The organism is Microbacterium sp. ISL-59 (assembly GCF_018613945.1).
Taxonomy (GTDB): domain Bacteria; phylum Actinomycetota; class Actinomycetes; order Actinomycetales; family Microbacteriaceae; genus Microbacterium; species Microbacterium oxydans_B.
In genome coordinates, this window is sequence record NZ_JAGGPG010000004.1 from 337,216 (window position 1) to 362,691 (window position 25,476).

A 25,476-nucleotide genomic window follows, 5' to 3' on the forward strand; every position below is an offset into this window, starting at 1 on the left:
CCAGCGCGGCGGTCAGGCCCTCGGGTCGTCGGTGGGCTCGTTCGCGTCGATCGCCTGGTCCTCGGCGTCCGCATCGGCCTGGCTGCCGGACGACCGGCTCTCGCGGCGCTCCGCGAGTCGGGCCGAAGCATCGGTGAGCGGCGTGCGCAGGAACAGCATCGAGATGCTCATGCCGATGAGCGCGGCGAAGATCGCGGCGAGCCACCAGTACTCGCGGAAGATCGGGAAGAAGAACCAGAGGATGGCGAGCGGGACGAGGAACGCCAGCAGCCGCAGCACGGTGTAGACGAGGAAAGGCGCGGGCTTCTTCACCCTTCCAGTCTACGTTCGCCGCGGGGGTGGCTCGGCGCCGGTGCCCTCGATGCCGAGCCGAGCGAACGGGATGCCGCGCACCACCCGATGCCACGGGTGCTCCCCGAGTGACCACAGCAGCTTGGCGTCGATGTCGAGCGCCAGGTCTTCGCAGCCGACCGGGAGGGGCATGTCATCCCGCTCCAGCGCCGACCGCGGCCCGCTCCACAGCGCACCGGGGCGCAGGCCGTCGGACTGTGAGACGAAGTGGCGGTCTCCCCACCGCACGGCGCCCTGCATGCGGGGGATGCCGGGGCTGAAGACGTGCTCCTCCGTGAACCGGCCGTCGGCGTCCTCCGGGATCGAGAACTCGCCGATCCGGCCGCGGTCGTCGGTGCGGTGCTCGCCGATGAGGACACGCCGGAGGGGAGTGCCGTCCTCGTCGAACACTCGACCCAGATACGAGCAGCGCAGCGCGACGGGGTGCACGCGCGTGCGGACGGCGACGAGCGCCGTGGTGCGACCGCGCCGAGGCTGCCTGCCGGCGATGCGCTGAGCGGTGGCACCGCGGACCGTCCGCACATCCGCGAGATCGAACTCCCAGATACCGCGTCCGGTCGCCGCGACGAACAGCCGGTCGTCGAACCAGGCGAGGCCCCCGGCATGGATCGGAGCCGGCTGCAGCTCTCCGTCGTCGTCGGCGATGGCGAGCAGAACGTCGAGATGGCGGGAGCGCTCGAGATCGACGAACGTCACGCGGGAGGCGAGGTGCACGCCGTCGAGCTGCTGCCGGAACCAACTCACCGCCACGGTGCGCCGCCCGCGCCACTCGCCGAGATCGATGCCCTGCGGGTACCAGCGTCGAGTCCAGGTCCGGGCGGTCAGCCAGCGCAGATCCAGGGTGTCGCGCTGCTTCTGCCGCACCGGACGCCACGTCGATCCGAACGGCCAGAGCATGCTCCCATCGTGGCCGATCGAAGGCGTCGTCGCGAACTCGACAACGAACCGTGCGTCGGATCTCGGCCGATGTACAGCTTCACGAAATGCGACATGTATCATGTTACGTGTCGTCGCGTTGATCTCTAGGGGGAGGGAGCGCGACGACACGGAACGTCCCGGGTCCGGCTGATGGGGGTCAGCAGGGCACGAGGCGGGCGGGGCCATCATCGGTGGCCCCGCTCTCCGAACGCCTCGCGTTCGGCAGTGCGTAGCACTGGGAGGTGTGGCTCCGTTCGGGTACGGGGCCACACCTCACTGCGTGCCTCCGCAGCTTCTGCGGACACCGGTCGTTCACCTCCGCGTCGCCGCGCGGCAACGGCAGCCTGGCACGATTCCGGGACACCGCCTGTCCCTGGAGTTCCGTGCGCACACCCCTCGTCACCGTCATCCTGCCCGCGAAAGACGCCGGCACGTACATCGGGACGACGCTCGAGACTCTCACCCGCCAGTTCGACGATCCTTCTGCGCTCAAGCTCGTCGCCATCGACGACGGCTCGCGTGACGACACTGGTGCACTCATGCGCGCGTATGCCGAGCGCCTCCCGAACGTCGAGCTCATCCAAAACCCGATCGCCCGCGGGCTGGCGACCGCCCGGAATCAAGGGCTCGAACGGGTCGAGGGCGACGCCTTCTGCTTCCTCGACGGCGACGACTGGATGCAGCCGCGCCGGCTCGAGGTGCTGGTGTCGCGGTTGCGCGAGCTGGACTGCGACTTCCTCCGCACCGACCACGTCACGGTCACCGGGTCGCGCAGGGCGCTCGTGCGTGCGCCGCACCCGTGGCGCGAACGCGTGCTCGTTCCGAGGGAGGCGATCCTGCCCGAGAGCGAATCCACGATGGTCGACTACCCCTACGCGTGGGCGGGTGTCTTCCACCGCCGCGTTCTCGACGACGGGCTGGCATCGTTCCCGGAGGGGCTGTTCACGGCGGAGGACCGGCCCTGGATCTGGCGGCTCCACCTACAGGCTCGGTCGTTCGCGGTGGTGGATGCCCCCGCGCTGCTCTACCGACGCGGCGTCGCGACGTCGCTCACCCAGGCCAGGGATCGCCGTCAGCTCGACTTCGCCAAAGCGATGGGCGAGGTCATCGCCGTCGTCGAGCAGGATCCCGAGGCGGAGCGCTTCCTGCCCAAGGTCGTGTGGACCGCGCTCGCGCTCAGTTCCCACCATCTGGTGCGTGCGCGTCGCATGCACCCGCGGCTGCGCGCCGAGATGCGCAGCGGCATCCGGGACATGCTCCGCCGGCTGCCCGATGACGAACTCGACGAGACGCTCACGCGCTTCGACGGGCCGCGCCGGCGGGTGCTGGCGCGTGTTCTCCGGCAGGCAGGGCGCACGGCATGACCCAGATCTTCGCGCTGCACAGCGCATACGGATTCGCCACGGCCGCCGCGGCGATCGACGCCGGGCTCCTCGGCCGTGACGGCGGGGCGGAGCGCATCCTCGTGCCGTTCACCTCGAGCCGGGTGCCGGAGACCGCGGTCGGCATCGCCGACGACCCGGTCGTGGCGCCGCTGCGCGCGCGGTTCGACCGCATCGAGCCGCTGGAAGACGTTCTCGGCCCGTTGCATCCGAGCTCGTGGGAACCCGCAGAGGCCGACCTCCCGATGCTGGAGCGCCTGCTCGTGCGGGCGTGGCGACTGGATCCGCGGGACCTGGAACTCTTCGTGCAGAGCCCGCAGGTCGCGCCCGCTCGCACCCTGATGACGCTGTTCCCGCACGCGCGGATCACGATCGTGGGGGACGGCCTCATGACGTACTCGCCGATGCGGGTGCGGCTGCCGTATGCGGTCGCGGCGCGCATCGAACGTGTAGTCCATGCGGACGTGGTGCCCGGAGTGCGGCCGCTCGTCGGATCCCCTCGTGCCGAGATCGTGCCGGTTCCTCCCGTTGCGTTCGCCGCGGCACTGCGGGAGATGGATGCCGGCGAATCGGGCACCGCGGACGATGCCTCCAGCGTGCTCGTCCTCGGCCAGTACCTGTCGGCGCTCGGGCTCATGACGCCCGCCGAGGAGATCGACTTGCAGAAGCAGCTGATCGACCGCGCCGCGCGGTGGGCTCCGCAGCGCATCGTCTTCAAGCCGCACCCCGCCGCGCCGCCCCTGGTGACCGCGGCGGTCCGTGACCGGGCGCACGTGCACGGGATCGACTTCGTCGAGTATCGCGGCCCGCTCGCGGCGGAGCTGCTCGCCGAACGACTGGATGTGCTGGCCGTCGTCGCCGGGTTCTCGACCGCGCTGCCGACCGTGCACACGCTCTTCGGCAGGGCGATCGGATCAGCGGGCAACGACCGGCTGCTGGCGGCACTGACGCCGTTCGAGAACAGCAACCGCATACCCGTGACCCTGGTCGACGCCCTCACCCGCGACGACTCGCCCTACGGTGCCCCTGCCCGGCTGCAGCTGCTGGTCGACGCGGTCGGCTACGCGATGCAGCCCGAGAACGCCGGCCACCTGCGCGGTCGCGCCGAAGAGCTGCTGCGGGGGCTCGATGCGTTCGAGCGGGATCGATACTTCGCCCCGCGGCGGCTGGCGGAGCTGCGGCTGCCGGGCGCGCCGCAGGAGAGTGCGCTGCGCCGGGCTTTGCGCCCCGCCGGGGGGGTGGGCAGGGTCGAGGAGTGGCGGCTCCACGCCCTCGGCGCGCGGCGACGCGTCGGCCGAGCCTGGCGCGCGCTGCGCGGGCGATGATGACGATGAAGACGAGGATGGACGACATGGACGAGCAGCGGCCCCTCACGGTGGCGATCATCCCCGCGCGCGGTGGATCGAAGCAGGTGCCGCGCAAGAACCTGCAGCGGGTGGGCGGGGTGCCGCTGGTCGAGCGGGCCGTGCGGGCGGCCGCTGCCGCAGCCGGCATCGACCTGGTCGTGGTCTCCACCGACGACGACGAGATCGCCGCGGTCGCGACGGCCGCGGGGGCCCGCGTCATCCGCCGCCCGGCCGAGCTTTCCGGCGACACGGCGACCTCGGAGAGTGCGATCCTGCATGCCCTGGACGAGCTCGAGGTGGGTGGGGGCCGGGTCGAGATCGTGGCGTTCCTGCAGGCGACGTCGCCGTTCATCCCGAGTGACGCGCTCGCCGCGGCCGTGGAGGAGATTCGTGCCGACCGCGCCGACAGCGTGTTCGCGGCCCATGAGACCTACGGATTCCTGTGGCGGGAAGACGACCGCGGCGAGGCGGTCGCGATCAACCACGAGGCCGCGCACCGCCCGCGCCGGCAAGACCGGGAGCCGCACCACCTCGAGACCGGCGCCTTCTACGTGTTCCGGGCCGCGGGGTTCCGTGAGAGCCGGCATCGGTTCTTCGGCAGGATCCGCATCGCGGCGGTGCCGGAGTGGACGGCGATCGAGATCGACGATGCGGATCAGCTCCGGGTCGCCCGGGCCCTGGCGGCACTGCACGAGGTCCCAGGGCGCATCCCGGTCCGGGCGGTCGTGACCGATTTCGACGGCGTGCACACCGACGACACCGCGATCATCGATGCCGACGGCGGGGAACGGGTGCGGGTCAGCCGCGAGGACGGGATGGGGGTGGCCCTGCTGCGCCGCGCCGGCGTGCCCCTGCTCATCCTGTCGACCGAGGTCAATCCGGTCGTCCGCGCTCGTGCCGACAAGCTCCGCGTGCCGGTCCTGCACGGCATCGACGACAAGGAGACGGCGCTGCGGAATTGGGCGCGGGAGAACGACGTGCCCCTCGCCGACATCGCCTACCTCGGCAACGACGTGAACGATCTGCCGGCGCTGCGGATCGTGGGATGGCCCATCGCCGTCGCGAACGCGCATCCGCTCGTCATCGAAGAGGCCCGCGTGGTGCTGCGCCGCCGCGGTGGCGAGGGCGCCGTACGGGAGCTGATCGAACGAGTGTTGTCGAGCTGACCGATGCCGGTAACCCGGCCGTCGCCCGGTGTTCATCCTCGGCCCGTAGTCAGGAGGGAGGGGTTGCACCAGCGCTCGACGACCGGAGGAATCATGACTGTCAGCATCGGCTCACGAGTGATCGGCGGCGGGCGTCCTGCCTACGTCATCGCCGAGATCGGACTCAACCACAACGGCGATGTCGACATCGCGAAGAAGCTCATCGACGTCGCGGCCCGCGCCGGCGCCGATGCCGTGAAGTTCCAGAAGCGCACGCCCGAGATCTCGACTCCCGAGCACATGCGCGACGTTCCGCGTGAGACACCGTGGGGCGTCATGAGCTACCTCGACTACCGCCGTCGCGTCGAGTTCGGCCGCGACGAGTACGTCGAGATCGGCGACCACGCCACGATGCTCGGCCTCGACTGGTTCGCATCGCCCTGGGATGTGCCGAGCGTCGCCTTCCTCGAAGACCTCAATGTGGTCGCGCACAAGGTCGCCTCGGCCAGCCTCACCGACACCGAGCTCCTGGTCGCCCTGCGCGAGACCGGCAAGCCCGTCATCCTCTCCACCGGCATGTCGACCATCGAACAGATCGACCGGGCGCTCGACACGCTCGGCACCGACCGGGTGGTCCTCATGCATGCGACGTCGACCTACCCGCTCGAGCCCGAAGAGGCGAACCTGCGCGTGATCGCCACCCTGCGCGACCGCTACCCCGGTGTGCCCGTCGGCTACTCGGGGCATGAGCGCGGCCTGCAGATCTCGCTCGCCGCGGTGGCCATCGGCGCGGTCGCGGTCGAGCGCCACATCACGCTCGACCGCACCATGTGGGGCTCCGACCACGCGGCCTCCCTCGAGCCGACGGGTCTCGAGCACCTGGTGCGCGACATCCGGGTGATCGAGCGGGCGACCGGCGACGGTGTCAAGCGGGTGTTCGACAGCGAGCGTGCGCCGATGGCGAAGCTGCGCCGCATCTCGGCATGACCGAGGCCCCCGGCATCCGCGTCGTCGCCATCGCGGACGCCGACTCCTTCGTGAAGTGGGCGGCCTCGCTGCTCGGGGCGGTGCCGGGCCTGCGTCCGCACCTGCTGCTCGTGCGCACCCCGCTCACGGCCAGTCTCGAGCAGCAGCGCACCGCGCTGGCCGGAACGACACTCGGTCCCGACGACATCACCCGGATCGGGTCCGCGGAGACGGCGGCCTGGCTGGCCGGGCAGCGCCCCGACGTGGTGCTGCTCGCCGGGCGCGGACCGTTCGTGCGGCTGATGGGGCGGGTCATCGACACGCTGGAGCATCGACCGGTCACCGTCTCGGGGCTTCCCGGCATGGCGATCCCCGCCCAGCGCGGGGCGCTCGACTACCGCCGTCACACCGACCTGTTGGTGGTGCATTCCCATCGAGAGGTGCGGGCGTTCGAAGAGCTCGGGCGACGCATCGGCGTGCAGACGCCCGTGGCGCTCGCGACCCTGCCGTTCGCCCGGCGCCGGCAGCGGATGCTGCACCCGGAGCGGATGCGGGTCGACGCGGCGGCCGGCGGTCGCGGTGGCATCGCGGTCGCCGAGCGCCCGGCACCGGCTGCTCCGGCACGTCCGCCTGCGACCGACATCGTGTTCGCCGCGCAGGCGCTCGTGCCCGTCGGGAAGGACGAGCGTGCCGAGATCGCGGCCATGCTGCTGCGGGCGGCCGAGGCCGAGCCCGCGCGACGCGTGGTGGTGAAGCTGCGGTCGCGCCCGGGGGAGTCGGAGACCCACCTCGAACGCGAACCCTACGCGGGGTTGCTGCCGTCGCGCCTTCCGCAGAACCTCGTGTTCTCGTACGACTCGATGAGCACCGCGCTGCAGACGGCCGCCGGTCTCGTCACGGTGAGCTCGACCGCGGCGATCGAGGCCACCGCGCTCGGCGTGCCCGTGATCGCACTGGACTCGTTCGGGGTGAGCAAGAGCCTGTTGAACACGGTGTTCGTGGGAAGCGGTCTGCTCGGCGGTCGCAGCGAGGTCGTGGCCGGGCGGTTCCGGCATCCGCATCCGGACTGGCTCCGCGACAACTACTTCCATCCCGAGGGCGAGTCGACGTGGTGGGAGCGGGTCGAGCAGCTCGTGGCTCTTCGGCGTTCCGGGGCATTGCCGGCGCGTCGTGTGCCGGCGGCTCGCGGGGGAGCCTTGCACGAGGCGTGGCATCGGGCGAGCGTGCTCGGCGCCGAGGATCGCACGGTGCCGGGTGCTGTCGCGCTCGCTGTGGGGGCTCCCGCGACCCGCGCGCTCTCCGCGGTCCGCGCGCGGCGAGCTCCGTCCGGCGGAGGCACCTGGTCCGACGCGTCGACCGACTACACGCTCGAGCCGAACCCGTTCGACGACTCCCTCCGGCGCTGACCGGCCGTCTCAGCCTCCGAGGAGGGCGACGATCTGACGGTCGATGTCGTCGACGAGCTCGTCGACGGTCAGGTCGACGTTCGTGCTCGCCGTCAGGGTGAGGAACATGATGGCGGACACGATGCGGGCGAGGGCGGCGGCACGCTCCTCGCTCGTCTTCGGGTCGCGGCGGAGGATCGACGCCACGGCGTCCTCGGTCTCGCCGACGATGCGGAGCGCCTCGGCATGGTGCCCGTCAGAGGGCTCGGCGAACACCATCTCGCGCAGGTAGGTGCGACCGTTCTCGACCTGGACGCGGTTGCACTCGACGATCGGTCGCAGCAGCGTGACGATCGCCGCGCGCGCATCGGGAGTCGCCGTACCCGCAGCGATGCCCTTCTCGAGGGCGACGGCGTAGTGCGCGTTCTGCACGAGCAGCAGCAGCTCGCCCTTGGTCTTCGCGTAGAGGAACAGGGTGCCGGTGCCGACGTCGGCCCGCTCGGCGATCTGCTGGGTGGTGACGTCGTCGATGCCGTGCTCGGCGAAGAGCTCTGCCGCCGCGGCCGTGATCCGCTCGAGCTTCAGCTGCTTGTTGCGCTCGCGACGACCGAGGGTGTTCGAGGCGGAGGTCGACATGCTCTTCCTTCGGGAATAGAAACTGATTACGCTCAGTTATGACGAGAGTCGCTTATGCGCACACTCAACTATTCATCATTGTCGCAAAGAAGAGAGCAGTCCATGCCTTCACTCCACGGAGCCGTCGTCCTCGTCACCGGAGCGAACGGAGGCATTGGCACGCAGTTCGTCCATCAGGCGCTCGCACGCGGAGCCGCCAAGGTCTACGCCAGCGCCCGCACGCCGCGCACCTGGGACGACGAGCGCGTCGTTCCGCTCGCCCTCGACGTGACGGATGCCGCGTCGATCCGAGCCGCCGTCGACGCGGCGCCCGACGTGACGGTGCTGATCAACAACGCGGGCGCCTCGGTGCCGACCGCGGGGATCCTCACCCACTCCGACGAGGACATCCGCCGGAACGTGGAGACGAACTTCCTCGGGCCGCTCTTCCTGACGCGGGCCTACGCCCCGCTCCTCGCCGGACGCCAGGGAGCGGCGATCATCGACATCCACTCCGCCCTCGCCTGGTACGCCGTGGGCGGCATCTACAGCGCGACCAAGGCGGCGCTGTGGTCGGCGACGAACTCGCTCCGTCTTGAGCTCGCCCCGGCGGGAGTGCACGTCGTAGGTGTGCACGTCGGGTACGTCGACACCGCCATGGCGGAGCACGTCACCGACCCCAAGACCGATCCGGCCGATCTCGTCCGCGCCGTGCTGGATGCGACGGAACGCGACGAGTACGAAGTGCTCGCGGATGAGATCTCGGTGCAGGTCAAGGCGGGGCTGAGCGCGCCGCTGGAAGCGGTCTACCCGCAGCTGCGGGCGAACGCCTGAGACGCCGTCATGCGTGCATTCGTCGTCGATAAGTACAAGCAGCCGCTCGAGGAGCGGGAGGTCGCCGAACCCGAAGTCGGTGACCGAGACGTCCTCGTGCGGGTGGAGGCCGCGGGGCTCAACCAGCTGGACGAGAAGATCCGCCAGGGGGAGTTCGCGCAGATCCTGCCGTACGACCTGCCGCTGGTCCTCGGCAACGATGTGGCGGGGACGGTGATCCGCGTCGGTCGGCTCGTCGACGGATTCCGGCCCGGCGACCGCGTGTACGCCCGTCCCGACGCCGCCCGCATCGGGACGTTCGCCGAGCGGATCGCCGTCGCCGAGAAGGATCTCGCGCCCGTGCCCGCCGGTCTCTCGATGGCCGAGGCGGGGTCGCTCCCGCTGGTCGCGCTCACGGCCTGGCAGGCGCTGGTCGAGCGCGGTGGGGTCACGACGGGGCAGAAGGTGCTCATCCACGCCGGCGCCGGTGGGGTCGGATCCATCGCCATCCAGCTCGCGGCGCACCTCGGGGCCACGGTCGCCACGACAGCCAGTGCCGCGAATGCCGACTTCGTGCGTGAGCTCGGTGCCGACGTCGTGATCGACTACCGTCGGCAGGACTTCGCCGAGGAGCTGTCGGGCTACGACTTCGTGTTGGACAGCCTCGGTGGCGAGAACCTCGAGAAGTCGCTGCGGGTGCTGAAGCCGGGTGGGTTGGCCGTCGGGATATCGGGACCGCCCGACCCCGCCTTCGCCCGCACCCAGGGGCTGAACGCTCTCGTGCGGCTGGCGGTCGCGGCGCTCAGCCGCAAGATCAGACGGCAGGCGAAGAAGCTCGGCGTGCGGTACGAGTTCCTCTTCATGCGTGCGGATGGCGACCAGCTGCGCGAGATCACGGCGCTCGTCGACAGCGGCGCGATCCGCCCCGTCGTCGCGAAGACGTACCCGTTCGACCGTCTGCCGGAGGCCCTCGCTGACCTCGCCGCGGGGGTGAGCCGGGGCAAGCTCGTGGTCACGAACGACTGAACCCTCGGGGTCGACGGTGCGCCGCTTCGTCTGCGATTTCGCAGGCAGCGGCGCACCGTCGGGTCTGGTCAGTTGCTGCGGCGGATGGCGCGCACCCCGACGATCAGCCCGACCACCGCGACCGCGAGAGCCGAGACCCACCCCCACAGGACAGTCACGTCGCCGAGGTCTCCGGCGAACAGCGCCCGTTCGGCCTGCACGACCCAGTTGACCGGATTGACCGACGCCACGGCGCGCATCCATTCCGGAGCATCGTCGAGCGGCAACAGCATCCCGGACAGGATCAGCAGCGGGAAGATCAGCGACTGCTGCACGCCCCAGAACAGCCACTCCCGGTCCTTCGTCGCCAGCGCCAGCGAGTACGACAGCGAGCCGAGTCCCACCCCGAACACGGCCAGCAGTGCGAGTCCGATGAGCAGCCCGGGGATGTCGGCGGCGAAGCCGAACGGCCAGGCGATCAGCACAATCACGAGCGCCTGCACCACGATCGGTGCGATCTCCTTGAGAGCACGCCCGACCAGCAGCGAGGAGCGGGCGAGCGGGGCGACCAGGGTGCGCTCGTGCGAGCCGGTCATCATCTCGTACTGCAGGTTCGACCCGGTGGCACCGGTGCCGAACAGCACGATCATCACGAGCACGCCGGGCACGAACCAGGCCAGGGTCTCGCCGGCCGGCTGCCCCGAGTCGCCGATCAGCAGTGGAGCGAACAGCCCGAGGAAGACGAGCGGCTGCAGCAGGCTGAAGATCAGGGTGAACGGATCGCGGACCACGGGCTTGAGCTCGCGCGTCAGCACGTTGCGGGTGTCGCGCGCGAGGTTCGGGCGCACGAGCGTGTCGGTGGTGGTCATGAGAGGACTCCTGTCGTGCTGTTCGCAGCGGTCGTGCTGTTCGCGGAGGTCGTGCTGGTGTCGGCGGAATCGGATGCGTCGCCGGCGGCATCCGCTCCTTCGCCGGCGTCGCGCAGGGTGCGTCCGGTGAGTGCCAGGAACACGTCGTCGAGCGTGGGCGGGACGCCGGTCGCGCGGCGGACGAGGATGCCGGCGGCGTCGAGCTCGCGCACGATCACCGGCAGCAGCCGGTCGCCGTCCTGCACCGCGAGCGAGATGGACTCGCCCTCGACCGTGACCTCGGCGGAGCTGAGGCGGGCGACCACGGCGCGGGCGCTCGCCGCTTCGGCAGCATCCGCGAACCCGAAGGTGAGCACGTCGCCGGCCAGCGTCGCCTTGAGGGAGGCGGCGTCGTCGTCGGCGATGATGCGGCCCTTGTCCATGACCATCACGCGCTCGGCGTAGCGGTCGGCCTCTTCCAGGTAGTGCGTGGTGAGGAAGACCGTGGTGCCGTGCTGCGTGCGCAGGTCGAGGATGTGCTCCCACAGGTTCGCCCGGCTCTGCGGGTCGAGTCCGGTGGAGGGCTCGTCGAGGAAGATCAGCGGCGGTGCGTGCATGAGCCCGAGCGCGATGTCGAGTCGGCGCTTCTGCCCGCCGCTCAACTGCTGCACGGTCCGCGTCGCGAAGGAGGTGAGGTCGAGCGACTCGATCAGTTCGTCTGCGCGCTTCGCGCTGTCCTCCGCGTCATCCCGTAGAAGGCACCCTGGCTCAGCAGCTCGTCGCGCACCCGTTGCGAGAAGCTTCCGCTGGTGAGCTGGCCGACGTAGCCGATGCGGGCGCGGACCCCGGCGGCGTCGGTGCGGATGTCGTGCCCCACCACGCGTGCGCTCCCCGAGGTGGGCGGGATGAGGGTGGTCAGCATCCGCAGCGTGGTCGACTTGCCGGCGCCGTTCGGTCCGAGGAAGGCGACGAGTTCGCCGCGCACGGCGGTGAAGGAGACGTCGGTCACGGCATGCACCGGCGTCTTCTTGACGGTGAAGACCTTGGTCAGGCCTTCGGTCTCGATGAGGGATTCGTTCATGGGGAGAGCGTACGAAGGCATGCGGACAGATCCTGTCCGCATGATCTGGCACTCTGAGACGCATGACCGACACCACCTCGCGTGCACTGGCTCTGCTCAACCTGCTGCAGACGCACCGGCACTGGCCGGGGACCGAGCTCGCCACCCGGCTGGGCGTGACCGAGCGCACCGTGCGCCGTGATGTCGATCGCCTGCGCGAGCTCGGGTACCGGGTGGAATCGACGCCGGGCATCGCCGGTGGCTATCGGCTGGAGGCGGGGAGTGCCGTGCCGCCGTTGCTGCTCAACGACGACGAGGCGGTCACGATGGCGATCGGTCTGCGGGTCGCCGCCACGCAGCAGCTCGTCGGCGGTCCCGAGGTCACGCTCACGGCACTCGCGAAACTCGAGCAGGTGCTGCCGTCGGCGCTGCGTCAGAGGGTGAACGCGCTCGCCGCGTCGGTGCAGGCGCCGCGCATCGGCGACGGCCCGGTCGTCTCGCCCGAGGTGCTGGGGGAGATCGCACTCGCCACCCGCGACACCGAGCGGCTGCGGCTGCGGTATGTGGACGGCAAGGGGCGCGAAAGCGTGCGCCGGGTCGAGCCCCATGCCCTGGCGCCGGCCGGGCGCAAGTGGTTCCTGCTCTGCTGGGACCTCGACCGCGAGGACTGGCGCACGTTCCGCGTCGACCGCATCGCCGCGGTGGAGCACGCGCGCGTGCTGTTCGCCCGCCGCGACATCACCGAGGAGGAGATCGAGGAACGCGTGCTGATCGCCTCGTCGTGGTCGCCGCAGAAGGTCGAGGCAGCGGCCGTGATGGAGCTGCCGCTCGCCGAGATGCAGGATCGCTTCGGCCCCTGGTCGCAGGGAGCGACGGCGGTGGGCGACGACCACACGCGGTGGCCGTTCGGAGGCTCGGACTGGCGCGAGGCCATGTATGCACTGCTCTGGATCCCCGAGGGTGTCGAGTACGCGGTGGCGCTCGCCGAACCGTACCGGAGCGAGTTGCGCGAGGCCGTCGCTCGGCTGCTGCGCGCCCTCGACGCCCCGGAGCCCGATGACGCCGCGTGACCGGCATCCGTCATCCTCAGACTCATAGGGTTATCCCAGGCAACGGTCCTGGCGGGTCAGATCACGGCCGGGTAACGTCATTCCCATCGCGGCGATCCGGGCGGTCCCGGGCCTCAGCTCATACCTGATGGCGTTGCGGGTTCGACTCCCGCCGTCGCGTCCACTTCAGGTCCGCCGTCGGGCGGCACCGTCAGCGGTTCCGTCGCTTCGAACGGATCGTGAGCGCCTGGGACAGCACCACGCAGGCCATCGCGACGACGGTGAACCATAGGGTCGGGCTCAGCACCTCCGTGAGGATCAGCACCGCGCAGGTCAGCCCGAAGAGGGCGCCGAAGGCGAGCAGTCCCCAGTGGATGCCGGTGCTGGTTCCGTTGCCTCGCATCACTTCACCCTGCCAGTCGAGTGCGTCGATGTCGACCGACGAGGCTCTTAGGGGGCGTCGACCTCGGCCCCTCACAACCCCAACTGATCCAGCCGCTCCTCGAAGCGCACCTGCACGTCTTCGGGCTCATCGCCCTCGGCATCGGCCCAGATCGCGTCCAACTCCTTCTGCACCGAGTCGGGGAGCGCGGCGAACTTCTCGTCCCAGGCGGCGACGGGGGTCCAGTAGCCGACGACCTTGAAGCGGGTCGCGGGCAGGCTGAGCTCCTTGCGCAGGTACTTGCGCACGTCGCGCAGCGCCACGGTCTCGCCGGCCACCCACACGTACCCCTCGTCGAGCGGGAGCCGGTCGTCGACGATGCCGCGCACGAGCGGGCCGAGCGCGCTGGGGCCGTGGCCGTTGCCGCCGACCACCCAGGTGACCTCGACGTCGGGGCCGACCTCGAGCGGCACACGGTCCGCCTCGCTCGGCACCTCGAGCACGACCCGGGTGCGCACGCCCGACGGCACCTCGGCGATGATGCGCGCCACGGCGGGAAGCCCGGTGAGGTCGGCGACGAGCACCTGCCATGTGATGTCTTCCGGCGGCGAGTACAGGCCGGTCGGTGAGTTCAGCCCGAGCACGTGCCCCGGCTCCGCGCGCGCGGCCCACGGCCCCGCGACACCCGCCTCGTGGATCACGAAGTCGATGTCGAGCTCGCCGGCATCCGGGCGCACACCGCTGATCGTGTACGTGCGCATCGGGGCTTCCGGCGCGCCCTCTGGCGTCTCCCACCAGTCGCCCGCGGGCACGGGAAGCGAGACGTCTTTCGGGTCCTCGCCGTGCGGGAAGAACACCCGCACGTACTCGTCGCCGATGCCGGTGCTGAGGAAGTCGGTGATGCCGTCACCGCCGAGTGTGACGCGGACCAGGGTCGGAGTGAGGGTGGTGGTGCTGCTGACGATGCCGCGGTGGATGCTCACGGAGTCTCCGTCTCTGTGGTGGGGATCTGGCCGGTGGGGGTCTGGCCGGTGGGGGTGTGCGGATGGGGAGCGCTGCGGGTCTGGGCGAGCCAGGAGTCGCGGTAGAGCCCTTCGGCGGCGACGAGCTCGTCGTGCGTGCCGCGCTGCGTCGGCCTGCCGTCGGCGAACACGACGATCTGCTCGGCGGTGACGGCCTGCTGCAGCCGGTGCGCGATGAGCACGGCGGTGCGGCCCTTGCGCAGCGCCGCGATCGCGTCTTCCACGGCTTCGCGGTGATGGAGACCGACGTCGGCGGTGGCCTCGTCGAGGATCACGACGTCGGGGTCGGCGAGGAACGCCCGCGCGACCGCGAGCTGCTGGATGCGTCCCTCGTCGAGCGGCACGGCGGACTCGGATGCAGCACCGCCGTCCCGCTCGAGGACCATCGCCTCGACCGCCCACTCCGCTCCGACCGCTCGCAATGCGGCGACGATCTCATCGTCACTCGCCTCCGGGGCGACCAGCCGCAGGTTGTCGGCGATCGTGCCGCGGAAGTGGTGCAGCTCCTGCGACAGGTAATACGGGGCATCCGCGCTCGACGCGAGGTGCACGCTGCCCGAGGTCGGCGGATGATGCCCGGCGATCACACGCGCGAGCGTGCTCTTGCCCGACCCCGAGGTGCCGACCAACGCCGCCGTGGTGCCCTGGTCGACCCGCAGGTTCACATCGCTGATGCCGCGACCGGTGGTCGGATAGTGGAAGGTCAGGTCCCGCACCTCGATGCCGACCGATGCCCGTGGTGCCGCATCCGTCTCCTCGTCCCGCGGGGCCGAGGCGGGCGCGAGGTCGATGACCCCGACGAGTCGCGCGAGCCCGATGGCCGCACGCTGGATGTCGTTGAGCCCGAAGATCAGCTGCCCGACCGGGCCGAACAAGCGGTGGAACAGCAACGCGGCCGTGGTGACGGCTCCCACCGTGATCGCGCCTGCGGACTGCAGGAGGAACCCGGTGCCGAGGATCGCAGCCAGCCCGACGAGCTCGCCGCCGTTGATCCACCGGAACAGCCGGTTCGTCACCCGCACGCCCTCGATCTGCATGTGGATCGATGCTTCGGCGCGCTCACGGACCCGCTCGAGCGCGGGCTCCTGCTCGTTGAACGCGGTGAGCGTCTCGATGCCCTCGACTGCGTCGAGCACGGCCTGACTGCGCGCGGCCTCGCGCACCCGTACTTCGCGGAACACCACGCGTGACCGCCGCAGGAACGCGCGGGTGCCGAGCACATAGAGGGGTGCCGAGGCGATTCCGGCGAGGGCGAGCCACGGGTCGAGGGCGGTCAGTGCGACCACCGAGACCCCGATCGCGAAGCCCGCCGACAGGAGGGTCGGTGCGACGTTGCCGCCGGCCTCGGCCACGGCATCCACGTCTCCGGTGACGCGGGAGAGCAGGTCGGCGCTCTCGCCATCGTCGACCTCGCTGACCGGCAGCCGCATCGCCGAGGCGAACACGTCTTCGCGCAGGGTGGCGAGCATGTCCTGCACCAGACCGGTGAGCACTCGTACGGCCCACAGCATCATCACGGCCGCGCCGATCGCACCGAGGCCCGCTCCGGCGACCCACCCGGAGATGGTCGCGAAGCCCGCATCCGACGAGACGGCATCCACGATCCGGCCGAGGCATGACGGCATCACGATCCCGAGAGCGGATGCCGCGAGGAAGAGCGCAGCGACCGCCGCCGTCCGACCCGGATGCTGCCGCAGCAGCCCGCCGACGACGGCCCGTACGCGGGCGCTGGACGCGATCGGCAGCAGAGCGGTGGTCGAGGTCGTGTCACTCATGGCGAGCATCCGATCCGGGAGAGGGGAGGTCGATGACCCGGTCGCAGACGTCGAGCAGCACCGGGGAGGTGGTGATCACGATCACGGTCTCGTCGTGCTCCGCGAGCGCGCGGGCGATGTGCGCCTCGGTGAGGGCATCGACGGCCGAGGTCGGCTCGTCGAGCACCAGCACGTCGGCCTCCGCATGCAGGGCTCGGGCGATCCCGATGCGCTGGCGCTGTCCGCCTGAGAGGCGTCGACCGGCTTCGCCGACCTGCGATTCCCAGCCGCCGACCTGCACCACGGTGTCGTGCAGTGCGGCCATCTCGATGAACGGCGGATGCGCGGGCTCGTCTGTCCCGTGGCCTCGCACGGCCTCGCGCAGAGACCCGCTCACGATCGTCTGCCCGTGGGGCGGGGCGACGACCCGGCGGCGGTACTCGACGGGGTCGAGGGTGGTCAGATCACGGAGTCCGCCGTCGACGGCGACCGACACCAGCCCGGGCTCGGCGCGCGAGCGCAGCCCGAGCAGGCGGGAGAGCGCGCGGGCCGCGTCGCTGTCGGCGGGACGGATGCCGAGCACCTCGCGCTCGCGCACCTCCACGAGCGGGGATCCCGAGCCGGCGCGGAAAGCCAGCACGACATCGCCGGCCGGTTCTGCCGGAGAAGACGCGGCGGGCGCATCGAGCAGATCCTCGGCGTCGATCACCTCGGCGAGGCGCTTGGCCGAGGCGAGCTTGTGGATCCAGTTCGAGGGGAACGAGCCGGCGTAGGCGAGGTATCCGCTGATGAACTGGGCGAGTCCGAGCACGGTCACCAACTCGCCGATGCTGATGCGGCCCTCCGCCGCGAACCAGGCAGACATGCCGGCGAGGGCGGTCGTCGCGACCGCGGCCAGGGTGCCGCTCACCGCTTCGTAGGCGGCGAGGGACCGGCCGGCAGCTGTCGCGGCCCGGCGGGAGGTGTCGCTGGCGGCGATGTACCGCCGCACAGCCTCCTCGCGCGCACCGATTCCCACGAGCACCCGGAAGCCGCCCATGAAGTCGGCCGCGACGGCCCCGGCCTCGGTCGCGGCATGCTGCTCGGCGAAGCCGCGACGCTCCAACGGACGGGAGACGACCTGCATCACGAACATCATCGCGATCGTCGAGCCGAACACCACGATCGTCGCGACGGGGGAGATCACCAGCATCGCGAGTCCTGCGCCGATGATCGCGGCGATCGTCGAGAACTGTTGCGCGACCGACCAGGCGACTCCGGCCACGCGGTACGTGTCGGAGGTGACGAACGTGAGCGCTTCGCCCGGAGTGACAGCGCGGCGGGAGAGCCGGGGGCGCAGCATGCGGGAGAGGGTGAGGTGGCGCAGCGCCTGCTCGCCGTACCCGTAGATCGAGACCATGAGCCGCGAGGCCGCCTGATAGCTCGCGGTCAGCACGAGGAACGTGCCGACCAGCACGCCGAGCCAGAGCGCGAGGGCTGCGGGGTCGGCGGGCAGCACGGCGCGGTCGATCGTCGCTCCGATGAGGACGGGGATCGTGGCTTCGGCGAGGGAATGCACGATGAGCAGCGCGGTGGCCCCGGCGAGGGCGATGCCGCGTCCCTCGGACTTCAGCGCGATCCCGAACAGCCTTCGCGGAGTGGACGTCACGGCGTCCGCCGTCCGAGCGGCAGCACCAGCGGCGTTCCCGACACCGGGTCCGTGATGACCTTGCAGGGCAGGTCGTACACGGCCTGGACGAGCTCGGCGGTGATGATCTCCCGCGGGTCGCCCTGTGCCACGATCGCCCCGTCGCGCATCGCCACGAGGTGCGTCGCATAGCGGGCGGCGTGGTTGAGGTCGTGCAGCACGGCGACGAGCGTGGTGCCGTCGCGGTGCAGGTCGGCGAAGAGCTCCATCAGGTCGATCTGGTGCGCGATGTCGAGGAACGTCGTCGGCTCGTCGAGCAGCAGGTGCTGGGTCTGCTGGGCGAGGGCCATCGCCACCCAGACCCGCTGACGCTGCCCGCCCGAGAGCTCGTCGACCAGGCGTCGCGACAGGTCGGTGACCCCGGTCGCCGCCATGGCCTCGGACACCGCGCGCTCGTCGGCGCTGCTCCACGTGCGCATGGCGCTCTGGTGGGGGAACCGCCCGCGGCCCACGAGGTCGGCGACCGTGATGCCGTCGGGGGCGATGGACGACTGCGGCAGCAGCCCCAGCTTGCGGGCGGCCTCCTTCGGCTTGAGTGAGCGCAGCTCATCGCCGTCGAGGAGCACCGCTCCGGTGGTCGGGCGCAGCAGGCGGGCGAATCCGCGCAGCAGGGTCGACTTGCCGCACGCGTTCGGTCCGATGATGATCGTGAACGAGCCGTCGGGGACCTCGAGTGACAGGTCGGAGATGATGGGGGTCTCTCCGTAGCCCAGCGTGATGTCGCGGGCCAGCAGCGAAGCGGTCATGGGTGTTCCTTTCAGGTGCGGCGCGCGTACTGGGCGGCCAGCAGCCAGGCGAGGTAGATGCCGCCGACCGAGACCGTCACCACGCCGACCGGTACGGCGACGAGCTGGGCGACGGCATCCGACACCACGACGAGCGCGGCGCCGGTCAGCATCACGGGCACCGTGCCCATCGGGGTGTTCGATCGGGTGAGTCGCTGCGAGATCTGGGGGGCCGCGAGGGCGATGAACGAGATGGGGCCGGCGGCGGCGGTGACGAGGGCGACCAGGGCCACGCCGAAGACCATGGCCGCGAGGCGGGTGCGCCCGGGGCTGATGCCGAGCGCGGTGGCTGCGTCGTCGCCCATCTCCAGCACCGGCAGCGTGCGGGCGAGGGGGAGGGAGAGCACGGTGACGATCGCGAACACGATCGTCGCGGGGATCAGCTGGTCGAAGCCGAGCGAGGCGAGCGAGCCCGCGCCCCAGGTCGCGGCCATCATCGCCTTCTCGACGCTGACCGAGATGAGGATCCACGAGGTGAGCGACCCGAGTCCGGCCGAGACGCCGATGCCGACGATGATCAGGCGGAACGACGACATCGTGTTCTTGTTGGCCAGCGCGTAGACGAGCAGCGCGGTGAGCAGGCCGCCGACGAGGGCTCCGGCCGCCTTGAACATGTAGGTGTTCAGCTCGAGCACGATCATCACGAGCGTGACGCCGAACTGGGCCCCGATGCCAAACCCGATGATGTCGGGGGAGCCGAGCGGGTTGCGGGTGAGGGACTGGAAGATCCCGCCGGCGAGGGCCAGCGCTGCTCCGCACAGCACCGCGAAGAGCACGCGCGGCAGACGCCACTCGAAGACCACCTGGCGGATGTCGGGGTCGGATGCCGGATCGACGATGGCGCGCAGGCCCGCGGGGAAGTCGATCTCGTAGGCGCCGATGGTCATCGAGGCCAGGCCGGTTCCGACGATGACGATGATGAGCACGACGCTGACGATGACGGAGCGCACCGGGATGAGGGCGGCGATGCGCCGGGTCTCGATCCGAATCAGGCGACGCCCGTGATCGACCGGGGCGAACTCGGTGTGCGAAGAGTCGATGGCGGGCAGGGCGACGGGCTTCTGGTCGATGCTCACAGTCCGCTCACCCGCTTCCGGCGCACGAGGATGATCAGGATCGGGGCGCCGAGCAGAGCGGTCACGATCCCGACGCGCATCTCCCCGTTCGGGAGCACGATGCGGCCGAGGATGTCGGCGAACAGCAGGAACGCCGGGCCGATGACCATCGAGTAGGTCAGCACCCAGCGCTGATCGGGTCCGGTGAACCAGCGGACGATGTGCGGGATCATGAGCCCGACGAAGGCGATGGGGCCGGCAGCGGCGACGCTGGTTCCTGCCAGCAGGGTGACGGCGATGATGACGAGGATCCGCGTCACGCGCACGCGTGCGCCGAGCGCCTGCGCGAGGTCATCGCCCAGGGCGAGGGCGTTCAGCGAGCGCGCGCACAGCAGACCGATCAGCAGACCGATCGCGATCAGTGGTGCCGCCCACGCGAGCTGGTCGAGGGTGCGTCCGCCGATCGAGCCGACACCCCAGAACCGCATGACCTGGAGGGTGCCGAGGTCGCGCAGCACGATCGCGGTGGTGAATCCGGTGAAGGCCGCACCCAGGGCGACCCCGGCGAGCGTGAGTTTCATGGGGGTCGCACCCGACGCCCCGAATGAGCCGAGGACGTAGACGAGCACGGTCAGGACGAAGGCGCCGGCGAGGGCGAACGGCACGTAGGCGCCGGGTGCCGTCAGGCCGAGCACGCCGACCGCGAAGGTGACGGCGAAGGAGGCGCCGGCGTTGACTCCGAGGATGCCGGGGTCGGCCAGCGGGTTGCGGGTGAAGGCCTGGATGAGTCCGCCGCACACGGCGAGGGCGGCACCGACGACGATGCCGAGCAGCGTGCGCGGCACCCGCAGCTCCATGACCATCAGGTGCAGCGGGTTCTCGTCGTCGTAGGAGAAGAGGGACTGCAGCACGGTGAGGGGGTCGATCGCGCGGCTGCCGATCGCGAGCGAGGCGATGGCGGCGACCACCAGCACCACGGTGGAGACGATGAGTCCCAGCACCAGCGTCCCGTTGCGGTGCGGGGAGTCGTCGCTGCGACTCCCCGCACCTGTGTTCGAGACGTCCGTGTCGTCTTGCGTCGCCAGGGACATCTCGCGGGTCACTTCCCGTCGATGGTCGGCTCGCCCTGCAGTGCGGCTGCGAGGTCGTCGACGTACTTCGGGAGGATGTACTTCAGCGACAGCACGGTCGGTGCGCTGATCGCGGAGGCCTCGGCGTCGTTCGCGTAGATCACGTACGACCCGTCGGCGATCGGCTCCCAGCGGGAGACGACCTTGTTCTCGACCGTGTACTTCCCCTCATCCGCGCTGCCGCCCCAGGCTGCGAACAGGTCGGCCTGCACGTCGTAGAGGTTCTCGAGGCTGACGCCGGTGTACCAGTTGTCGCCCTCGGCGCTCGCGAGGAAGCTGTCCATCGCCGAGGTGGAGGTGAAGCCCAGCGCCTCGGTGATGCGCACGCGCGGGTCGTACTCGAGGTAGACGCCGAGGTCGGTACCGCCCTCGTTCAGGGTCAGACCCCAGACGAAGGTCTTGTCCTGGAACTCGGGGTGCTCGCCGGAGAGGGTGGTGATCTGCTCCTCGGTCTCGGCGATCAGCTCCTCGGCCTTCGCGTCCTCCGACAGGGCCTTGCCGACCGTGCGGGTCATGCCCTCCCAGGTGCCCGGGTTCCACGGACCCTCGATGTACGGCACCGTCGGAGCGATCTCGCTCAGGCGCTCGTACTCGATGTCGGTGACGCCCGAGTAGAGGCTCAGGATCAGGTCGGGCTTGAGTTCCTTGATGGCCTCGTAGTTCGGGCCGTCCTCGACGAAGGGGATGATCTCGGGGGTCTCGCCGTATTCCTCGGTGACGTAGTCCTCGAACCAGGGCTGGTAGCCGCTCTCGTCGGCGCCCCAGACTTCTTCGATGCCGACCGGGTTGGTGCCGAGGGCCGCGACGATGTCGGGCGTCATCCAGCCGAGGGCGACCACGCGCTGCGGCTTCTCGGGGATCACGGTCTTCCCGTGGCCGTGCTCGATGACCACCCCGTCGACAGCGGCCGACGTGGGTGCGGATCCGGCGGTTTCACCGGATGCCGTGCACCCTGCCAGGGTGAGCGCGGCGGCGACGGCCGCGGCGACGAGGGCCGAGCCTCGGCGGATCTTCGGGCGCGCAGAAGCGTGCGACATGGTTCTCCTTCGGGAAGGGGGGGGAGGGGTGTGCCGCGTCGACGCGGCGAGAAGTTAGGTAAGCATGCCCTAACAGAACGATGTTAGAACGCGGATGGCTTGCTCAGTGTCGCGGGAGCGACGACTTGTGTCGCGGAACCGACAATGGCGGTCGGAACAACCGCGAGCGGTCAGCGCCAGTACAGCTGATGGGCGGTGTCGGCCTGCACGCGCGCGACGTGCTGGCGGGGAGTGATCCCGAACCGCTCCTTGAAGGCGGCGGAGAATGCGCTCGTCGTCGCGTAGCCGCAGCGGTGCGCGGCGGCGCCGATGGGTGTGCCGTCCACGATCAGGCGTGCCCCCAGAGTCATCCGCACTCCCGTGCGCCAGCGGCCGAAGCTCATGCCGACGTCGTTCTGGAAGATGCGCAGGACCGTGCGCTCGTGGAGTCCGTGCGCGAGGAAGAGCTCGACGGCCCCTCGTGGATCGCCGGGGTCGGCGAGTACCGCCTGCACCAGCGGGGCGACCCGTTCGTCGGTGGGCATCGGCACCTCGCCCCACTCGCTCGCGGCCTCGGGCAGCGGCTGCTGCAGCATCTCGATCAGCACCGACTGGATGCGCACGCGCAGGTCGGTGGGCATGTCGTTGATGCCGAGGTGGAGCAGCATCTCCTGCACCGCCCGCGGCACCAGGACCCGGGTGATCTGGTCGACCGGAGCGAGCAGGGCCGTATCCGGGATGTAGGTGTAGCAGCCGATCGAGTCGGGCTCGTGGTGGGCGGTGTGCGGGGTGTTCGCCGGGATCCACACGCCCTGCCCTGGGGCCAGGCGCCACCGTGCGTCCTGCAGGTGCACCCAGACCGTGCCGCGGTAGCACCAGGCGAGCATCGGATCGGCGTGGCTGTGCGGAGGGGAGAGCGGACGAGCGCCGGTGTCCTCCCCCGTGACGACACCCGTGCCCATCAAGTACGGCTCGGCCACCGTCGACGGGAACGAGGGGCTCGCCGCCCAGTCGTCCTGCCGGAATGAGTTCATCGTGCTCCGCGTGAGGGCCGCGTGCGCTGCCGTGGAGTGGATGCTGCGCGGCTCGTCGTACCCCGCAATGCTAGCCGGACTGCAGCGGGCGGCTTCGGGAGGCCCGATGATGGAGACATGCCTTCCGCCCATCGCCCCGGTCTGCGGGTCTCGTCGGGTCTCACGATCCCCGAGGTCGAGCTGTCGTGGCGCTTCTCGCGGTCGTCGGGCCCGGGAGGGCAGGGCGTGAACACCGCCGACTCGCGTGCGGAACTCGTGTGGGACGCGGCGAACTCCGCCGCGCTCACGCCGCATCAGCGCGAGCGGCTGCTCGATCGGCTGAGCGGACGCCTGGTCGACGGGGTGCTGACGATCGCGGCCTCCGAGCATCGCGCGCAGTTGCGCAACCGCGATGCCGCGCGGGATCGACTCGTCGCGCTGGTCGCCGAGGCGCTGAGGCCGCCGGCACCCCCGCGTCGTGCGACCAAGCCGAGTCGCGGGTCGAAGGAGCGTCGCCTCAAGGCCAAGCAGCGACGTACCGACGTCAAGAGTCTGCGCCGCCGACCTCGCGACGACTGAGTCAGCGCGGGAGCCAGCTCTCGATGCCGTCGAGCAGCCGCTGCAGCCCGAACTCGAACAGCGCATCCAGGTCGAGATCGAAGTCGTCCGATCGCACCAGGGAGGCGAGCAGGGGGAGGTCGGTCGGCGACACCATCTCGGCGATGTCGGTGGATCGGGTGGTCATGTACTCGTCTGCCGTGAGGCCCGTGTCCTGACGCTGCTCGGCCTCGAAGGCGATGTCGGTCGCCAGGGACTTGACGTGGCTGAAGACGATGACGCTGATGTACATCATCGTCTCCATGCTCAGCCCGAGTGGGGCCAGGGCCCGCAGGCACCACTCGGTGTAGCGGAAACCGTTGGGGACGAGCTGCGGCCGCGAGATCGACATCACCCCCGCGAGCCAGGGATGCCGTTGGAAGCTCGCCCACTGCAGTCGCGCCGACACCTCCAGATCGGCGCGCCAGTCCGCTGACGGCTCGGGGAACGACTCCTCCCCGAGCACCGCGTCGATCATGAGCAGGATCAGGCCGTCTTTGCTCTCGACGTGCCGGTAGAGGGACATGGTGGCGGTGCCGAGCTCGGCGGCTATCCGCCGCATCGAGATCGCCTCGATGCCTTCGGCGTCCGCCATCGCGATCGCGGTCGCGACAACGGTCGCGGTCGTCAGCGAGGGGGTGGGCGTCGTCGTGGGGGAGGCGACGACGCTGCCGATGCCCGGTGTCGAGACGATCAGGCCCTGCTGCTGCAGGTGCGCAAGGGCCTTGGTCGCGGTGGCGATCGCGACGCCCCAGTCGCGGGTGATCCCGCGCGCCGACGGCACCCGGTCTCCCGGGCTGAGGTCTCCGGACTCGATCCGCTCGGCGATCTCTGCCGCGATGGTCTGTGAAGTTGCTCGCACCGTACTAGTACACCACCCTTCTAACTAGAACACTTGTACAGCGTATATCCGCTGTATTACCGTGCTTCTCATGAACGAATACAGCGTACTCATCTCCGGCGCCGGCATTGCAGGACCCGCCCTCGCACACTGGCTCCACAGGCAGGGCATCCGCTCGACGATCGTCGAGCAGGCGCCCGACGTCCGCCTCGGCGGGCAGGCCGTCGATCTCCGCGGACTCGGCGAGGTCGTCGCCGAGCGGATGGGCATCATGCCCCGCGTGCGCGAGCGCATCGTGCACGAGAAGGGGCTGCGCTACATCGACAGCGCGGGCCGCGAGCTCGCCACGATGCCTGCCGATCTCTTCGTCGGCGACGGCAGTCCCGTGACCGAGATCGAGATCATGAAGGGCGACCTGACGGAGATCCTCCTCGATCTCATCGACGAGCACACCGAGGTCATCTACGGCGACCGGATCGAGTCGATGGTGGAGGGTCCGGATGGCGTCGAGGTCACTTTTCGCAGTGGTCTGGTCCGCACCTTCGACGTCGTCGTCGGTGCCGACGGCATCCACTCCGGTGTGCGGGCGCTCGCCTTCGGTCCGGAGGCCGACTACGTCGTGCACCTCGGCGCGTACCTCGGCTACTGCACCGTGCCGGACGCCGGTCCGCTCGATGACTGGTTCGACATGTACAGCGAGCCGGGGAGGATGCTCGCGTTGAGGCCCGAGCGCGCCGGTTCGGCGAAGGCGATGCTGGCGTTCGCCGCCACCGGCGCGGACGTGGATCGGCGCGACGTCGCCAGTCAGAAGCGGCTCCTGCGCGAGGTCTTCGCGGGGATGGGCTGGCGGGCCGGAGAACTGCTCGCGGCGGCGGATGCCGATGCCGACTTCCATCTCGACACCGTCAGCCAGGTGCGCATGGACAGCTGGACCCGAGGGCGCGTCGCCCTGCTCGGGGATGCCGGCTATTGCGGGTCGCCCCTCACGGGGATGGGCACGAGTCTCGCTCTCGTCGGCGCGTACGTACTGGCGGGTGAGCTCGGACGTGCCGCGGGAGATCATGCCGCGGCGTTCGCCCGTTACGAGGAGATCATGCGGCCCTACGTCGCGACGGCCCACACGCTGGCACCCGGTGGCGTCGACGGCTTCCTTCCGCGCAGTCGATTCATGCTCTGGATGCGGGTGCTCTCCGCGCGACTCATGCACCACTGGCCGATGCGTCAGATCGTCGCGCGAATGCTCGACAAGTCCGAAGCGATCGAGCTCCCGGACTACGCCTCGACCTCGGTCGCTGCGATGCCTTGATCAAC

General features: G+C 70.3%; 24 protein-coding genes, 1 tRNA gene and 1 pseudogene. 11 read left to right on the top strand and 15 right to left on the bottom strand.

The features are described 5' to 3' along the window. Nucleotides 1-12 precede the first annotated feature (12 nt). A complete protein-coding gene (locus tag J7E45_RS15155; RefSeq protein ID WP_091029369.1) occupies nt 13-312 on the bottom strand; it encodes a DUF4229 domain-containing protein in 300 nt (99 codons plus the stop codon). A 9-nt stretch (nt 313-321) separates the two neighbouring features. Next, nucleotides 322-1,248 carry a hypothetical protein gene (locus J7E45_RS15160; protein WP_215070395.1) on the bottom strand — a complete coding sequence of 309 codons (927 nt, stop codon included), beginning with the start codon at nt 1,246-1,248 and terminating at the stop codon, nt 322-324. 404 nt (nt 1,249-1,652) lie between these two features. Here J7E45_RS15160 and J7E45_RS15165 point away from each other — a divergent pair, with 404 nt between their 5' ends. The 5 genes from J7E45_RS15165 (at nt 1,653) to J7E45_RS15185 (ending at nt 7,514) form a co-directional block, all read left to right on the top strand. Then, nucleotides 1,653-2,633, top strand: a complete 981-nt coding sequence (locus tag J7E45_RS15165; protein WP_215070397.1) for a glycosyltransferase family 2 protein — start codon at nt 1,653-1,655, stop codon at nt 2,631-2,633. After that, on the top strand, nt 2,630-3,976 hold the full coding sequence (locus J7E45_RS15170) for an alpha-2,8-polysialyltransferase family protein (protein WP_215070399.1): 1,347 nt from the start codon (nt 2,630-2,632) through the stop codon (nt 3,974-3,976). The genes J7E45_RS15165 and J7E45_RS15170 overlap by 4 nt, the downstream gene beginning before the upstream one ends. Before the next feature lie 26 nt (nt 3,977-4,002). After that, nucleotides 4,003-5,163, top strand: coding sequence for an acylneuraminate cytidylyltransferase (locus J7E45_RS15175; RefSeq protein WP_251054294.1), 1,161 nt, complete (start codon nt 4,003-4,005; stop codon nt 5,161-5,163). A 93-nt stretch (nt 5,164-5,256) separates the two neighbouring features. Continuing rightward, on the top strand, nt 5,257-6,129 hold the full coding sequence (locus J7E45_RS15180; RefSeq protein ID WP_091029383.1) for an N-acetylneuraminate synthase family protein: 873 nt from the start codon (nt 5,257-5,259) through the stop codon (nt 6,127-6,129). After that, the gene (locus J7E45_RS15185) at nt 6,126-7,514 is read left to right on the top strand and encodes a DUF6716 putative glycosyltransferase (protein WP_215070403.1); all 1,389 of its coding nucleotides are present in this window, start codon (nt 6,126-6,128) and stop codon (nt 7,512-7,514) included. The genes J7E45_RS15180 and J7E45_RS15185 overlap by 4 nt, the downstream gene beginning before the upstream one ends. Before the next feature lie 9 nt (nt 7,515-7,523). Here J7E45_RS15185 and J7E45_RS15190 read toward each other — a convergent pair whose 3' ends face one another. Then, complete coding sequence (locus J7E45_RS15190; RefSeq protein ID WP_215070405.1) at nt 7,524-8,129, bottom strand: TetR/AcrR family transcriptional regulator; 606 nt, start codon at nt 8,127-8,129, stop codon at nt 7,524-7,526. Between the two features lie 102 nt (nt 8,130-8,231). Between J7E45_RS15190 and J7E45_RS15195 the strand changes: the two genes are divergently transcribed. Both J7E45_RS15195 and J7E45_RS15200 read left to right on the top strand, forming a co-directional pair. Continuing rightward, nucleotides 8,232-8,942 (top strand): SDR family oxidoreductase, encoded by a 711-nt coding sequence (locus J7E45_RS15195; RefSeq protein WP_105710477.1) that lies wholly within the window; start codon nt 8,232-8,234, stop codon nt 8,940-8,942. Nucleotides 8,943-8,951: 9 nt separating this feature from the next. Beyond that, nucleotides 8,952-9,947, top strand: coding sequence for an NADP-dependent oxidoreductase (locus J7E45_RS15200; RefSeq protein ID WP_215070407.1), 996 nt, complete (start codon nt 8,952-8,954; stop codon nt 9,945-9,947). A 68-nt stretch (nt 9,948-10,015) separates the two neighbouring features. Here J7E45_RS15200 and J7E45_RS15205 read toward each other — a convergent pair whose 3' ends face one another. Further along, nucleotides 10,016-10,795 carry an ABC transporter permease gene (locus J7E45_RS15205; RefSeq protein WP_091029401.1) on the bottom strand — a complete coding sequence of 260 codons (780 nt, stop codon included), beginning with the start codon at nt 10,793-10,795 and terminating at the stop codon, nt 10,016-10,018. After that, nucleotides 10,792-11,855, bottom strand: a pseudogene (locus J7E45_RS15210) (ABC transporter ATP-binding protein). Before J7E45_RS15210 ends, J7E45_RS15205 begins: the two are co-directional and overlap by 4 nt. Nucleotides 11,856-11,917: 62 nt before the next feature. On the opposite strand from J7E45_RS15210, the gene J7E45_RS15215 reads away from it, so the two are divergent. Together J7E45_RS15215 and J7E45_RS15220 are read left to right on the top strand one after the other, a co-directional pair. Then, nucleotides 11,918-12,904 (top strand): YafY family protein, encoded by a 987-nt coding sequence (locus J7E45_RS15215; protein WP_215070409.1) that lies wholly within the window; start codon nt 11,918-11,920, stop codon nt 12,902-12,904. A gap of 87 nt (nt 12,905-12,991) precedes the next feature. Continuing rightward, nucleotides 12,992-13,067, top strand: a tRNA-Met gene (locus J7E45_RS15220). 27 nt (nt 13,068-13,094) lie between these two features. Here the strand turns inward: J7E45_RS15220 and J7E45_RS15225 are convergent. The 9 genes from J7E45_RS15225 to J7E45_RS15265 all read right to left on the bottom strand — a co-directional run bounded on the left by J7E45_RS15225 (nt 13,095) and on the right by J7E45_RS15265 (nt 22,748). Next, a complete protein-coding gene (locus J7E45_RS15225) occupies nt 13,095-13,286 on the bottom strand; it encodes a hypothetical protein (RefSeq protein ID WP_029260876.1) in 192 nt (63 codons plus the stop codon). 71 nt (nt 13,287-13,357) lie between these two features. After that, nucleotides 13,358-14,248: a siderophore-interacting protein gene (locus J7E45_RS15230; RefSeq protein WP_215070411.1), complete on the bottom strand. Its 891-nt coding sequence runs from the start codon at nt 14,246-14,248 to the stop codon at nt 13,358-13,360. Beyond that, nucleotides 14,245-16,062, bottom strand: a complete 1,818-nt coding sequence (locus tag J7E45_RS15235; protein WP_215070413.1) for an ABC transporter ATP-binding protein — start codon at nt 16,060-16,062, stop codon at nt 14,245-14,247. The genes J7E45_RS15230 and J7E45_RS15235 overlap by 4 nt, the downstream gene beginning before the upstream one ends. After that, nucleotides 16,055-17,689 carry an ABC transporter ATP-binding protein gene (locus tag J7E45_RS15240; RefSeq protein WP_215070414.1) on the bottom strand — a complete coding sequence of 545 codons (1,635 nt, stop codon included), beginning with the start codon at nt 17,687-17,689 and terminating at the stop codon, nt 16,055-16,057. Before J7E45_RS15240 ends, J7E45_RS15235 begins: the two co-directional genes overlap by 8 nt. Further along, the gene (locus J7E45_RS15245; RefSeq protein WP_215070415.1) at nt 17,686-18,474 is read right to left on the bottom strand and encodes an ABC transporter ATP-binding protein; all 789 of its coding nucleotides are present in this window, start codon (nt 18,472-18,474) and stop codon (nt 17,686-17,688) included. Before J7E45_RS15245 ends, J7E45_RS15240 begins: the two co-directional genes overlap by 4 nt. Before the next feature lie 11 nt (nt 18,475-18,485). Then, nucleotides 18,486-19,589, bottom strand: a complete 1,104-nt coding sequence (locus J7E45_RS15250; protein ID WP_215070416.1) for an iron chelate uptake ABC transporter family permease subunit — start codon at nt 19,587-19,589, stop codon at nt 18,486-18,488. Beyond that, a complete protein-coding gene (locus J7E45_RS15255; protein ID WP_215070417.1) occupies nt 19,586-20,671 on the bottom strand; it encodes an iron ABC transporter permease in 1,086 nt (361 codons plus the stop codon). Before J7E45_RS15255 ends, J7E45_RS15250 begins: the two co-directional genes overlap by 4 nt. Beyond that, nucleotides 20,668-21,735, bottom strand: coding sequence for an ABC transporter substrate-binding protein (locus tag J7E45_RS15260; RefSeq protein ID WP_215070418.1), 1,068 nt, complete (start codon nt 21,733-21,735; stop codon nt 20,668-20,670). The genes J7E45_RS15255 and J7E45_RS15260 overlap by 4 nt, the downstream gene beginning before the upstream one ends. Nucleotides 21,736-21,905: 170 nt before the next feature. Next, the gene (locus J7E45_RS15265) at nt 21,906-22,748 is read right to left on the bottom strand and encodes an AraC family transcriptional regulator (protein WP_215070419.1); all 843 of its coding nucleotides are present in this window, start codon (nt 22,746-22,748) and stop codon (nt 21,906-21,908) included. A gap of 117 nt (nt 22,749-22,865) precedes the next feature. Here J7E45_RS15265 and arfB point away from each other — a divergent pair, with 117 nt between their 5' ends. Next, on the top strand, nt 22,866-23,306 hold the full coding sequence (arfB, locus tag J7E45_RS15270) for an alternative ribosome rescue aminoacyl-tRNA hydrolase ArfB (RefSeq protein ID WP_215070421.1): 441 nt from the start codon (nt 22,866-22,868) through the stop codon (nt 23,304-23,306). 1 nt (nt 23,307) lies between these two features. On the opposite strand, the gene J7E45_RS18215 is transcribed toward arfB, so the two are convergent. Then, nucleotides 23,308-24,186, bottom strand: a complete 879-nt coding sequence (locus tag J7E45_RS18215) for a TetR/AcrR family transcriptional regulator C-terminal domain-containing protein (RefSeq protein ID WP_215070423.1) — start codon at nt 24,184-24,186, stop codon at nt 23,308-23,310. Nucleotides 24,187-24,256: 70 nt separating this feature from the next. Between J7E45_RS18215 and J7E45_RS15280 the strand changes: the two genes are divergently transcribed. Beyond that, complete coding sequence (locus J7E45_RS15280) at nt 24,257-25,471, top strand: FAD-dependent monooxygenase (protein ID WP_215070426.1); 1,215 nt, start codon at nt 24,257-24,259, stop codon at nt 25,469-25,471. The last annotated feature ends 5 nt before the right edge of the window (nt 25,472-25,476 follow it).